Origin of the sequence: Streptomyces sp. NPDC020884, assembly GCF_044333935.1 — a bacterium.
GTDB lineage: Bacteria > Actinomycetota > Actinomycetes > Streptomycetales > Streptomycetaceae > Streptomyces.
The window spans coordinates 609,711-621,896 of the sequence record NZ_JBIRRY010000002.1; the positions used below are offsets into that span (position 1 = coordinate 609,711).

Consider the following 12,186-nt stretch of genomic DNA (forward strand, 5'->3'; position numbering starts at 1 on the left):
GCCGGTCAGCCGCCGGGCAGCAGGTGGCGGTAGCTGTCCGGGTTCTCCACCAGGAACTGGGCGAAGCTCTTCGCCGGGTGCCCGGTGAGCGTGGGCACCGCGTCGGAGACGGCGGCCAGTTCACCGGCCGCGATGGCCTCGTACGAGGTGACCCAGCCGGCCACCTCCCAGTCCTCGGCCCCGAAGCCCGCCCGGGAGGCGTAGGCCTCCTCGCGGGTCTCGGGGACGTAGACGACCGGGCGCCCGGTGACACGGCTCAGCTCCTCGGCCGCCTCGGCGAGGGTGAACGCCTCGGGCCCGGTGAGGTCGTGGACCCGGCCGTCGTGGTCCGTGCCCTCGTCCAGCAGCACGGCCGCCGCCGCGTCGGCGATGTCCTCGTGGGCGACGGCCGCCACCCGGCCGTCGCCGCCGGGCCCGCGCAGCACGCCGTCGGTCCCGGTCATCGCGGGCAGCCCCGCCAGATACCAGTTGTCGCGCAGGAAGGTGTGGCGCACCTCGGCCGTACGGATGTGGGCCTCGGTGTCCGCGTGGTCGCGGGCGAAGGTGAACGTGGCGTCGGGAGCGGCCCCCTGGAAGGACACGTACACGATCCGCTCCACGCCCACCGCCACGGCGGCGTCGATCGCCGTGGTGTGCTCGCGGACCCGGTAGGGGCTCTCGTGGGCGGAGACCAGGAACAGGGTGTGGGCTCCGTCGAGGGCCCGGCGCATGGCCTCGCCGTCGCCGTAGGGGGCGGCGGGCGCGTGGTCGGCGCCGGGCAGGTCGGGCAGCCTGGCGGGGTCACGGCCGAGGAGCCGTACGGGTACGCCGGTCCGGACGAGCCGCCGGGCGACCCGGCCGCCGACCGCTCCGCTCGCTCCGGTCACCGCGATGAGGGGGCCGTTCACTGGAGTTCGTCTTCCTCTCGTCGATCGTGGTCCCCGGGCCTGAAGGGCCGCACCTCCACGACCGCGCCCACCGGGAGCGGTCCGTACAGGTGCGGGAACTCCTCGCCTCCGGGCTTCATCGCCTCGTACCGGACGGGGTCGGTGAGGCGCGCCGGGTCGACGACCAGGACCACGAGGTCCCGGTCGCCTTCCCCGTACAGCATCCGGGCCACACCAGGGAGTTGGTGGGGCAGCGAGAGGTGGATGAAGCCCTCCTCCTGGAGGGTCCGGCCGCGGGTGGACATCTCGTACGTCCCCGAGGCGCGGGCGGCCTCCCACAGAGGCGCTTCGGCCAGGTGCAGCAGCGATTCGGTCATCGAGCCACGCTAGCGGTCCTGGCGGGTGGGGCGGGGCTGTCAGTAGGTGCGGCGACGAGCCCTGCGGGTGGCCACGAGGACCGTGCCACCGGCGGCGATCAGCGCTGCCGCGATGGACCCGATGATCCATTCACCGCCCCGGGAACCGGTGTCGGGCAGCTCGCCCGGGTGGCTCGGCGAGGGCGTGGGGTGCGGGGTGGGCTCGGCGGGTCCGGTCGGCGAGGGGTCGATCGGCGTGGGCGTCGGGTCGGTGGGGCTCGGGCTCGGATCCGTGGGGTCCGTTGGGGTCGGGGTGGGGTCGGTCGGGGTGGGCGTGGGGTCCGTGGGGGTCGGGGTGGGTGTGGGGGTCGGGGTGGGTGTGGGGGTCGGGGTGGGATCCGTCGGCGTGGGCGTCGGGTCCGTGGGGGTCGGCGTGGGATCCGTCGGGGTCGGCGTCGGATCCGTGGGCGTCGGGGTGGGATCCGTCGGCGTCGGCGTCGGGTCGGGCGTGCAGGTCGGCAGGTCGCCGTCGAACGGATACGCGTGGATCTCCTGGCCGCCCGACCGGCCCGCCGAGGTATGGGTGAGCGAACCCGCCGTGTAGAAGCGGCCGTTGGTCCCGCTCATGCTGAGCACGGTGTTGCTCGTCGGCCGGCCGACCAGGACACTGCCCTCGAACTGGGCCGGGCCGCTCAACGACAGGTCGGTGGCGTCCGGGAAGTTCCACAGCAGGTTCTCGCGGAGGCCCTCGTTGGGGAACGAGCCCATGAACGTCGCGACGCTGCGGGTGGCGCCGTAGACATTGACCAGGACGGTCGCGCCCTCGGGGATGCCGTTGAACACGAACCCCGTGTTGCCGCCCGTCTCCGACTCCAGGTCCGCGTCCACGTCGAAGATCTGGATCGCCGACGAGCCGTCCCCGGTGAACGTCATGACGTCGCCGGACTTCTGCCACCTGCCCGTCGCCGCACGGTGCTCGTCGCCGTCGTACGCGTAGCAGTGGCTGGCCTCGGTGAGCTGCGGGCGCAGCGCGGTGTAGGGGGCGGCCGCCTCCTCGTCGAAGCGCGGGGCGGTCGTGGGACTCACCGTGCCGGTGAGACCCGCCGCGTGCGCGACGCGGCCGGAGTGCGCGCCCTCCTCGGCGAGGAGGCGCTCGCCGTCGGCGATGCTGACGTCCCCGCCCGCCGTCAGATAGTCGGAGCCGTCCGGCGGCGGCACCCGCGAACCGACGCCCGCGATGCCGACGTTGTAGACCTGCGAGACCCCGTCCCGCTTGTCCATGTCGAACCGGCCGAGAGTGACGACCTTTCCCTCCGCCTCGGCCGCCGCCTGCCGGACCAGGAAGTCCCCGCCGACGAAGACGTTGATGTTGCTGTCGAAGTGGGTGACCGGGCCGTTGCCGGGGTCGTTCCAGCTGGGCGGGCAGGAGCTGCCGAGGCAGGGCCCCAGTCCGCCCGGCAGCGGATCGGCACCGGCGGCCGGGGCCAGCACGCCCACCATCGCCGCGGCCGTGGCCACTGTCACTGCTGCCCGGATTGCGTTGCCGCGCCTGCGCGCCTTCTGTTCCATGCCGCGCAATATGCATGGTTATCACTTCATGCTTTTGTATGACACGCCGCTCTCGACCCCCCGCGTAGGCCTATAGGAGGTTTCTTCGCCGCGACACGCACACCGAGGCCGGTGCGTCAGAGAGCCAGCAACTTCGCCTCCAGCCGGGGATCGAGGCCGACGACCGGGCGGTCGGGGCGCTGCGGCGCCGTGCCGCCCAGCGCGCGCAGCCAGGTCCAGGTGTCCGCGACGGTCTCCCCGACCGGGCGGCAGCGCAGCCCCGCGGCATGCGCCTTGGTGTGGCCGCCCCGGTACAGCGTGTCGTACAGCTCGCCCGGCGGCAGCCAGATCGGCAGGTCGCTCCAGGGCTCGGCCCCGGCCGCCAGCAGGACCTCCGGATCGGTCCAGCGCAGCTCGGCGTCGGACCCCGTGGCCGCCACGCAGGCCGCCAGCAACTCGCCCATGGTCGTGTGGCCGGGGCGGCTGACCGTGTTGTACGCGCCGTGCAGCCCGGCCGCCGCGGCGTCCAGGATCCAGCCGGCCAGGTCCCGGGCATCGATGTACTGGAGCTCCGCTGCGGGCCGGCCGGGGGCGATCACCGGTCCGCCCCGGGCGATCCGCGACAGCCACCAGGGCAACCGGCCGATGTTCTCCCCGGGACCGATGATGAGCCCGGCCCTCGCCAGCAGGGCCCGGTCCCCGAAGGCGTCGAGGGCGGCCAGCTCACCGCCGCGCTTGGCCCGGTCGTAGGGCACGTCCCCGCCGTCGTCGGGCGAGGCCCCGGCCACCAGCGGGCCGTCCTCGTCGAGTCCGGGGGCGGCCGGGTGGGCGTACACCGAGCGACTGGAGACGTAGGTGTAGTGACCGGACCGGCCGGCCAGCAGGCGGGCGGCGTCCCGGACGGCGGCGGGCGCACCGCTCCAGGTGTCGACGACCAGGTCCCAGTCCTGCCCGCTCTCCGCCAGCGCCGCGAGTCCGGCCGCACCCGCGGTCCGGTCCCCGGTCAGCGTGGTCACTCCGGGCGGGGGTGCGTGGCGGCCCCGGTGGAACACCGTGACGTCCCAGCCCCTCTCCAGCGCCGCGTCGGTGACGGCCCGTCCGACGAATTCCGTACCGCCCAGCATCAGAAGCCTCATGCGGCAACCCTGCCCGCCGGAAGGGGGCGGGGGAACACCAGCACGCTGTCAGCAGAACGGGGAACTTCCCGGCCCGGGTCAGGGGGTGCGGGCCAGCGGGGAGCGGTGGCGCAGCAGCCACTCGTGATAGCCGCTCGCCCGTCGCGCCGCGTCCCGGTAGGCGTCCTCCAACTGCGCGTACACCACGTCGATGTCCGTCCCCGGCCGGGAGACCAGGAGCAGCCGCACCGCGAGCGGGTCGCCCAGCAGCGGGCGGATCACCATGTCGTCGCGCGGGCCCGAAGTCGGCTGGCAGGGGGCGACGGCCTCGCCGAGCACGACGAGGGAGGCGGCGGTGAGGTAGTCGCCGTGCAGGACCGGCGGGTTCAGCCCGGCCGCGCCGAGCACGCGGCGCACCCCGTCCCACTCGCCGTCCACCGTCGGATCGACCATCCACGGGTCGCCCGCCAGATCGCCGAGCTCCACCACCCGGCGCCGGGCGGCCGGGTGGTCCCGGGAGAGGGAGATGAACTGCGGTTCCCGGTCCACGAGCACGCGCTGCTCCAGACCCTCCGGCACGGCGAGCGGACTGCCCTCCACCTCGTGCACGAAGGCGACGTCCAGACGCCCCTCCTCGACCGAGCGCAGCAGCGCGTGGGCGGAGACGTCGACCCGCAGCGAGATGTCGGTGCCGGGCAGGGCGACCCGCAGCCGGCGCAGCCAGCCGCCGATGACCCGGCTCGCGGTGGAGCCGATGCGCAGCCGGGACCCGCGGGGCCGGGCGGCCTCGGCCTCCGCCAGCGCTTCGGCGACCAGGGCGTTCATGCCGTCGACGAGCGGGCGGGCCCGGCTCAGGACGGCCCGGCCCAGGGAGGTGGGCCGGCAGCCGGTGCGTTCCCGGCGGAACAGTTCGGCGCCGAGCGTGTTCTCGATCCGCCGCAACTGGGTGGTCAGGGAGGGCTGGCTCACGCCGAGGCGACGGGCCGCCTGGTGCAGGCTGCCCGCGTCGGCGATGGCGCACAGCGCCCTGAGGTGCCTCACCTCCAGCTCCATGCAGCGGAGACTATGACCGCCGCCCGCCGCGCACCAGACGTCGCAACCCCACCAAACGACAGCAATTCAGGGAGTGTTGGGTGCGAAGACATGTGGTGATGCGGTGTTTGTGACGTGCCCATGGCATGCAGCCGAGCGGCTGACGTGCGCAAAGGGCGGCGCAGCGCGGCGATAGGGCGGTGTTATCGCCGTTCGGCATCATCCCCGGCGACTGTGCTCTGCACCACACTCTTCCCCGTACCGCCCCACGCCTTGTCCGCCCAGCGGACACCCCCACGGCGCGGGTTCGATCGGACAGGTAGGAGAAATCCCCCCATGAGACACCTCAGGACTGCCGTCGCCACCGCCGCCGCCGGGCTCGGCCTCGTCGCCGCGCTGGGCACCGCACCCGTCGTCGCCGCCGCTCCGGCCCCTGCCGCCCCCTCCTCCTCCACCGCCATCGCCGCGTACAACGGCTCGGGCGAGAACGCCGCCGCGAACCGTGCCTTCCTCGACGCGGTCATGAAGTCCGTCGCCGAGAAGCGCGCGGCCAACCCGGGCATCAAGGCCGTCACGGTCGTCTACAACGCGTCCAACGCGCCGTCCTTCCGCAGCCAGATAGCCAGCAGCACGCAGATCTGGAACAGCTCGGTCTCCAACGTCCAGCTGCAGGAGGGCTCCAACGCGGACTTCACGTACCGCGAGGGCAACGACCCGCGGGGCTCCTACGCGAGCACCGACGGACACGGCAGCGGCTACATCTTCCTGGACTACGCCCAGAACCAGCAGTACGACTCGACCCGGGTCACCACGCACGAGACCGGGCACGTGCTCGGTCTGCCGGACCACTACTCCGGCCCGTGCAGCGAACTGATGTCCGGCGGCGGCCCCGGCCCGTCCTGCACCAACTCCAACCCGGACGCCAACGAGCGTGCCCGGGTGAACCAGTTGTGGCAGAACGGCCTGGCCGCGCTCGCCCGCTCCGCCTCCTGACACCGGGGTCACCCGGCAGTACGGCGGCAGAGGCCGGCCGGTCCCGTGTCCCGGGACCGGCCGGCACCCCCCACACGACAGAGGACCGCTCCGCTCGCGGAACGGTCCTCTTCGCGTTGCGCACCGGCCGGTTCTCCCACTTCCGGCCGCCGCGTCCACCGCGCGTCTCAGGCCTCGAGTTCGCTGCGGACCAGGGCCAGCAGTTCGTCCTCGGTCATGCCCAGGTCCCGGGCGTCGGCGACCGCCTCACGGACCCGCTCCAGCAGCCGGGCCCGCTGCGGCGAGGCGCCGGCGGTGATCGCCGCACCCCGGCCGCGGCGCAGCTCGATGAGCCCTTCCTCGCGCAGCCGTTGATAGCCGCGCAGCACGGTGTGGACGTTCACGCCGAGGGATTCGGCGAGCACCCGGGCGGCGGGCAGCCGCTCGCCCGGGGCCACCGCGCCCTCGGCGACCGCACGCCGGACCGAGGCGGCGATCTGGTCCCCGAGCGGGACGGTGGAGGTCGGGTCGACCCGGAAGAGCATGGTCAGCGCCCCGCCCGCTGCCGGTCGAGCAGCGTGTTGAGCAGGGCCGCGCCGGTCGCCGAGTCGTCCACGGTGACGACGAACTCGCGGCCGCTCGCCAGGCCGACGACGATGGCCTCGCCCGAGCGGGTGATGACGCCGCTGCGCTCGGGGCGGATGCGGTAGCCCCATCCGCCGAACTCCGCGAGCGCGTTGACGCGACGGCTCTCCGCCCCCGCCATCCGGTCCAGCGGCACCCGCACCCGGGGCCGGGGCAGCAGTCCGGAGACGGTGAGCCCCCGGCGGTCCACGGTGACGTGGGGGCGGCAGAAGGTGGCCACCACCAGGGCGAGGAGGATCAGCGGCGCCCCGATGAACCAGCTCTGCGTCCGTCCGACGGTGACGCCGGCAGCCAGCAACAGCAGCACGGCGATCGGTGCCCACCACGCGCCGATCCCGCGCGCCCAGCCGGCCACCTCGCCGTCGGCGAGCGTGATCCGCTCCCGGACCGCCGGGTCGTCCTCGCGCGGGCCCTGGGGCAGGGGGACGAGCCGGGACAGCAACAGGCCGAGGGCCCCGGCGACGGCGGCCGCCCCGAGGGCCGCGGCGATGTGCCAGAGCGGGAAGCCGTCGGCCGAGCCGCCGTCCGGGACGTCCACGTTCACGAACAGGACGGCGATCAGCAGGTATCCGAGGAACGCGGCGACGGCGAAGCCTCCGCCGGTGAACCACCGGTGGGCGCGGCCGTGGAGTCTGCCGCTGACCGCGATGAAGCTCGACAGGGCGCCGAGCACGAGCAGCGCCGGGATCGAGCTGAGGAGATAGGCGGTGAGGCTCAGGTACCCGTCGGGGGAGCCACCGGCGTCGAAGTGGACGGCCAGCCGGTCGGGCAGGCGGTCCTTGACGGCGGCGTAGAGGGTGAGGTCGACGAGGAGAGCGAGCACAAAGGGCAGGGCGGCGAACAGGGCGCGGCCAAGGTTCTTGCTTTTCATGGAAAACCTCCGTTGTTCGCATGCTAGTAGAACAATGAGGCAGGGGCAACGGGACGGCACGCCTCCGCCCCGTACCGGGATGCGGTACGGGGCGGAGGGCGGGCGGTCGCGGCGGTGCCACGTCGGCGGGTCCGGTCAGGCGTGTTCCAGCGGGAAGGCTCCCCGGTGGCCGGTGCCCGCGCCGTCGGCCGGGCGCACCTCGAACTCGTGGCAGCTCCAGATCTCCTGGACGAATCCGGACCGCCGGTCCCACAGGTCCAGGACGTCGTCCTCGCCCGCGGAGTCCCGGTAGGCGTCCTTGGCCCCCCGGAAACAGGCGAGACCGCCGGAGAGGCCCCGCCCCGGGGCGGGGAAGTAGTCGGAGAAGGCGCAGGCGATACAGGTCTGGATCCGGATGTCGTCCGGGAGGATCCGCTGGACGGCTGCCAGGGCCGCGGCGAAGTCGCTCTCGGCGCGGGCCGATTCGTACACCGCGCCGTCCAGATGGAGGGTGAGGTGGAGGTCCGGGTCCACCCGGCGCAGGGAGAGCAGGCAGCTGAGCGTGGCATGGCGGAGCGCGCCCGCGACGAGGACGGGCAGCGGCAGGTCCCACTCCAGTACGCAGTCGGTGAGCGCGCCGTCCGCGAGCGCGAACATCCCGCTCTCCGGCGGTATGCCCGCGACCGGTCCCAGGTCGTCGAAGCTCTCGCCCTCGAAGTCGACCCCTCTGATCCGGATCCGGAGCTGCTGTCCGTCCGTGGTGAGAACGACGGCGTCGGAACCCGTGCGGTCCCGGTACCAGCCGGCCCACGACTCATCTGTCATGAGCAGGGACTGTAGCCGCTGCCCCGGGCGGCTTCCGTACCACCCTCCGCCGACGCTCAACCGTCCTGGGGTTCACGCCACATGGGGTACATCGGCGGGCCGTCCGGCAGGTCGACCGTGCGGCCGAGGAAGCGGAACCCGAGCCGTTCGTACAACGTCCGGCTCCGGGCGCTGCTCGCCTCCAGATAGGCCGGCACCCCCTCCCGGTCGCAGCGCTCCAGCTCCGCTCCGATCAACTCCGCCCCGATGCCCTCCCCCTGGCGGTCGGGGCGGACGCCGATCATGAGCAGGTAGGCGTGCGCCCGGTCGTGCGGGTGAACGACCCCGGTGAGCCTGCCCACCAGTTCGCAGCGCTCGTTGTCGGGATCGGCGGTCTGCCGCATCAGGGCCGGCGTGGGGTCCTCCTCCTCGGGGGCCCCGGCGGGCACCGGCAGCCACAGGGCCACCGCGGCTCCGTCATCGGCGATGTCGATACGGCCCTCGGCGAGGGCGACGTCGACGAAGACGCCGAGGAACCTGCCGTGCACGGCGCGCCGGTGCGCCTCCTCCGGAAACACCCAGCTGCTGACCGGGTCGTGGTGGAACGCCTCTTCCATGACCGAGACGACCAGCTCCCGGTCGTGCTGCTCCGCCTGCTGGATCCGTATGCCCATGACCGGCCGCCGCCTCTCCGCTGCTTCCTTCAACCAACCTCCGGAATCATAGAGTTGAGCCGCCGGGGCCGGTCAGGCGCGGCAGGTCAGCTGGTGCGCCGGGTGACGAATTCGGCCAGGGCCAGCAGGTCGCCCGCCGCGCTCGGGTCGGGAACCGCCCGGGAGAGGTGGTGGACCGCGCGGGCCATCCGGTCGGCCGCGCAGACCTGGGCCCAGTCCCGCCCACCGGCCCGGTCCACCGCGTCGGCCGCTCGGTGGACCTCTCCGGACGTGGTCATGGGCCCCCGGTAGAGCGCGGCGAGCTCGGCGGCGGCCGGGGTGCCCGACGTGAGGGCGGCGACGACCGGCAGCGACTTCTTGTGGGCGGCCAGGTCGGCCCCGACGGGCTTGCCGGTGCGGTCCGGGTCGCCCCAGATGCCGATCAGGTCGTCGATGAGCTGGAAGGAGAGCCCCGCCTCCCGGCCGAACCCGTCCATCGCGCGGACCGCCCGGTCCTCCGCTCCGGCGTAGAGGGCTCCGAGCGCGCAGGCGCACCCGAGCAGGGCGCCGGTCTTGGCGGTCGCCATGGCGAGGCATTCGTCGAGTGTGACCTCGTCGGGGCCGCGTTCCTCGAAGGCGCAGTCCGCCTGCTGGCCCGCGCACAGCTCGATGACGCAGGAGGAGAGGCGGGCGGCGGCGCGGGCGGCGGCCGGGTGCGGGTCCTCGGACAGCAGCCGCTGGGCGAGGGCGAGCATGGCGTCGCCGGTGATGATGGCGTCCGGGATGCCGAAGACCGCCCAGGCGGTGGGCCGGTGCCTGCGGGTGGTGTCCTCGTCGATGACGTCGTCGTGGAGCAGGGTGAAGTTGTGGGCCAGTTCGACGGCGACGGCGGCCCGGACCGCGCGTTCCGGATCGCCGCCCAGCGCGCGGGCTGCTGCCAGCACGAGGGCCGGCCTGATGGCTTTGCCCGCCTGGCCGGCGGCCGGGGTTCCGTCGGCGTTCTCCCAGCCGAAGTGGTACATCGCGATCCGTCGTATGCCGCCGGGCAACGACTCCACGGCCGATCGCAGATGCGGGTCGACGACGGCACGGGTGCGCTCCAGGAGCGCAGCGGCCTCGTGCCCTTCCGTCGCTGCGTCCGTACTGGTCATGGTCACGGTCACTCCCTGGGGCAAGGCGATGGGTGCGGAACCCGGGGGTCCGGGCGGCCGCTGCCGCCCGGACCCCCGGGGTGACTCGGGGTCAGCGCCAGCGGCTGACCTCGACGTTCTCCAGCACTCCGAGGGCGTCCGGCACCAGGATCGCGGCGGAGTAGTACGCCGTCACGAGGTAGGAGATGATCGCCTGCTCGTCGATGCCCATGAAGCGGACCGAGAGGCTCGGCTCGATCTCGTCGGGGATACCGGTCTGCTGGAGACCGATGACCCCCTGCTCGGCCTCGCCGGTCCTCATGCAGATGATGGAGGTGGTGCGGGCGTCGGTGACGGGGATCTTGTTGGACGGGAAGATCGGCACCCCGCGCCAGGCGGGCACATGGTGTCCGCCGATGTCGACGCTCTCCGGGACGAGTCCGCGCCGGTTGCACTCGCGGCCGAAGGCGGCGATGGCCTTCGGATGGGCGAGGAAGAGCTTCGACCCGCGGCGACGCGAGAGCAGCTCGTCCATGTCGTCCGGGCTGGGCGCCCCGTCGTGCGGCTGGAGCCGCTGACCGTAGTCGCAGTTGTTGAGCAGTCCGAACTCCCTGTTGTTGATCAGCTCGTGCTCCTGGCGCTCGCGCAGCGCCTCGACCGTGAGCCGCAACTGCTGCTCGGTCTGGTTCATCGGCTGGTTGTAGAGATCGGCGACCCTGCTGTGCACCTTCAGCACCGTCTGGGCGACGCTCAGTTCGTACTCGCGCGGCGCCGCGTCGTAGTCGACGAAGGTGTGCGGGACGAGCGCCTCCCCCACATGGCCGGCGGAGAGGTCGATCGCCGCCTCGCCGTAGTGGTTGGTCCGCTGATGCGGGATGGAGAGCAGACCCGCGAGGTGGCCCCGCAGCGAGTCGGCGCGCTCCGCGAGGTTGAACACGTCGGCACGGCTCAGGGTGAGGAGCGTGCAGGCGGTGACCGCGCGGGCGGTGTACTCCCAGACGGCGTCGCCGTCGATCAGGCTCCGGTCGCCGAAGTACGCGCCGTCGGCGAGCACTCCGAGCTCCGTCTCGTCCCCGTAGAGTCCGGCTCCGATCTTCTCCACCCTGCCGTGCGCCAGCAGGAAGACCCGGTCCGCCGCGTCCCCCGAGGCGGCGAGCACCTCCCCCGCGGCCACATCCCGCTGCTCGCACCTGCGGGCGAGCTCGGCGAGCACCTCCTCGTCGCCGAAGTCCCGCAGGGCGGGCAGCTCCCCCAGCTCCGCGGGGATCACGGCCACCCGGTCCCCGGTCTGGACGAAGGTCACCCGGCCGTCACCGACCGAATAGCTGAGCCGACGGTTCACCCGGTACGTACCGCCCTGTACCTGCACCCACGGCAGCATCTTCAGCAGCCACCGCGAGGTGATCTCCTGCATCTGCGGCGCGGATTTGGTGGTCGTCGCGAGGTTCCGCGCAGCTGCCGTCCCCAGACTCTGCTGCGGCGGCGCCTGCGTGTCGCGAACCTCTTCACCAACGGACATCTGACGTCCTTTCGATCATGGGCTGACCTGCGTGCAAAAGCCTTTCAGCAGGAGGGCTCGGCCGCCATTACACAAAAGAGTGTGACTAATCCGCCTTCGGGCGGGGCACGTTGCTCCCCGTCGCCGACCGGACCGTTTAATTTGCATCCCTCATGCCACTTATCTACGATGGCCCCATGCGGCTGACGAGGTTCACCGACGTGGCACTCCGCGTCCTCATGCGACTGGCGGTCGCCGAGGGCCGGGAGTCGCCGACCACCCGCGAGGTGGCGGCCACCATGCGGGTCCCGTACACGCACGCGGCGAAGGTCGTCGCCCGGCTCCAGCATCTCGGCCTCCTCGACGCCCGTCGCGGCCGGGGCGGCGGGCTCACCCTGACCTCGGCCGGCCACTCCGCGTCGATCGGTTCGCTGGTGCGGGAGCTGGAGGGGCCGGAGGAGGTCGTCGAGTGCGAGGGCGAGACGCCCTGCCCGCTCCGCTCCGCCTGCCGCCTGCGCGGGGCCCTGCGGGGTGCCCAGGAGGCCTTCTACGCCGCACTGGACCCGATCACCGTCACCGACCTCGTCACCTCCCCCACGGGCCCGCTCCTGCTGGGCATCGGCAGCGGCCCGCCGCCCGACTGAGCCCCGCCCCGGCCGCCCCGGCCTCCCGGAGCCACCCGAGCCCGACGCACCGGCCCGCCCGGCGCACCGACAG

At 73.1% G+C, this 12,186-nt stretch carries 13 protein-coding genes; 2 read left to right on the forward strand and 11 right to left on the reverse strand.

The annotated features are described in order from the left end of the window. Positions 1-5: 5 nt before the first annotated feature. From ACH4UK_RS09430 to ACH4UK_RS09450, 5 genes are all read right to left on the reverse strand, one after another. Positions 6-887 (reverse strand): SDR family oxidoreductase, encoded by an 882-nt coding sequence (locus ACH4UK_RS09430; RefSeq protein WP_398355435.1) that lies wholly within the window; start codon positions 885-887, stop codon positions 6-8. Next, positions 884-1,243, reverse strand: coding sequence for a DUF952 domain-containing protein (locus ACH4UK_RS09435; RefSeq protein ID WP_398355436.1), 360 nt, complete (start codon positions 1,241-1,243; stop codon positions 884-886). Before ACH4UK_RS09435 ends, ACH4UK_RS09430 begins: the two co-directional genes overlap by 4 nt. A gap of 39 nt (positions 1,244-1,282) precedes the next feature. After that, positions 1,283-2,791, reverse strand: a complete 1,509-nt coding sequence (locus ACH4UK_RS09440; RefSeq protein WP_398355437.1) for a choice-of-anchor A family protein — start codon at positions 2,789-2,791, stop codon at positions 1,283-1,285. A 116-nt stretch (positions 2,792-2,907) separates the two neighbouring features. Continuing rightward, the gene (locus ACH4UK_RS09445) at positions 2,908-3,906 is read right to left on the reverse strand and encodes an NAD-dependent epimerase/dehydratase family protein (protein ID WP_398355438.1); all 999 of its coding nucleotides are present in this window, start codon (positions 3,904-3,906) and stop codon (positions 2,908-2,910) included. Between the two features lie 78 nt (positions 3,907-3,984). Further along, positions 3,985-4,938 carry a LysR substrate-binding domain-containing protein gene (locus tag ACH4UK_RS09450; RefSeq protein ID WP_398355439.1) on the reverse strand — a complete coding sequence of 318 codons (954 nt, stop codon included), beginning with the start codon at positions 4,936-4,938 and terminating at the stop codon, positions 3,985-3,987. Between the two features lie 315 nt (positions 4,939-5,253). Here ACH4UK_RS09450 and snpA point away from each other — a divergent pair, with 315 nt between their 5' ends. Beyond that, complete coding sequence (gene snpA / locus ACH4UK_RS09455; RefSeq protein WP_398355440.1) at positions 5,254-5,910, forward strand: snapalysin; 657 nt, start codon at positions 5,254-5,256, stop codon at positions 5,908-5,910. Between the two features lie 167 nt (positions 5,911-6,077). On the opposite strand, the gene ACH4UK_RS09460 is transcribed toward snpA, so the two are convergent. From ACH4UK_RS09460 to ACH4UK_RS09485, 6 genes are all read right to left on the reverse strand, one after another. Next, the gene (locus ACH4UK_RS09460; protein ID WP_398355441.1) at positions 6,078-6,434 is read right to left on the reverse strand and encodes a GntR family transcriptional regulator; all 357 of its coding nucleotides are present in this window, start codon (positions 6,432-6,434) and stop codon (positions 6,078-6,080) included. 2 nt (positions 6,435-6,436) lie between these two features. Then, the gene (locus tag ACH4UK_RS09465; RefSeq protein ID WP_398355442.1) at positions 6,437-7,405 is read right to left on the reverse strand and encodes a DUF1648 domain-containing protein; all 969 of its coding nucleotides are present in this window, start codon (positions 7,403-7,405) and stop codon (positions 6,437-6,439) included. 135 nt (positions 7,406-7,540) lie between these two features. Further along, positions 7,541-8,209: a DUF6304 family protein gene (locus ACH4UK_RS09470; RefSeq protein ID WP_398355443.1), complete on the reverse strand. Its 669-nt coding sequence runs from the start codon at positions 8,207-8,209 to the stop codon at positions 7,541-7,543. A gap of 56 nt (positions 8,210-8,265) precedes the next feature. Then, positions 8,266-8,862, reverse strand: a complete 597-nt coding sequence (locus tag ACH4UK_RS09475) for a GNAT family N-acetyltransferase (protein WP_398355444.1) — start codon at positions 8,860-8,862, stop codon at positions 8,266-8,268. Between the two features lie 86 nt (positions 8,863-8,948). Next, entirely contained in the window at positions 8,949-9,992 is a 1,044-nt protein-coding gene (locus tag ACH4UK_RS09480; protein WP_398355445.1) for a family 2 encapsulin nanocompartment cargo protein polyprenyl transferase, read from the reverse strand. 91 nt (positions 9,993-10,083) lie between these two features. Beyond that, a complete protein-coding gene (locus ACH4UK_RS09485; RefSeq protein WP_398355446.1) occupies positions 10,084-11,490 on the reverse strand; it encodes a family 2B encapsulin nanocompartment shell protein in 1,407 nt (468 codons plus the stop codon). A gap of 176 nt (positions 11,491-11,666) precedes the next feature. On the opposite strand from ACH4UK_RS09485, the gene ACH4UK_RS09490 reads away from it, so the two are divergent. Then, positions 11,667-12,113, forward strand: a complete 447-nt coding sequence (locus ACH4UK_RS09490) for an RrF2 family transcriptional regulator (RefSeq protein ID WP_398355447.1) — start codon at positions 11,667-11,669, stop codon at positions 12,111-12,113. Positions 12,114-12,186 lie beyond the last annotated feature (73 nt).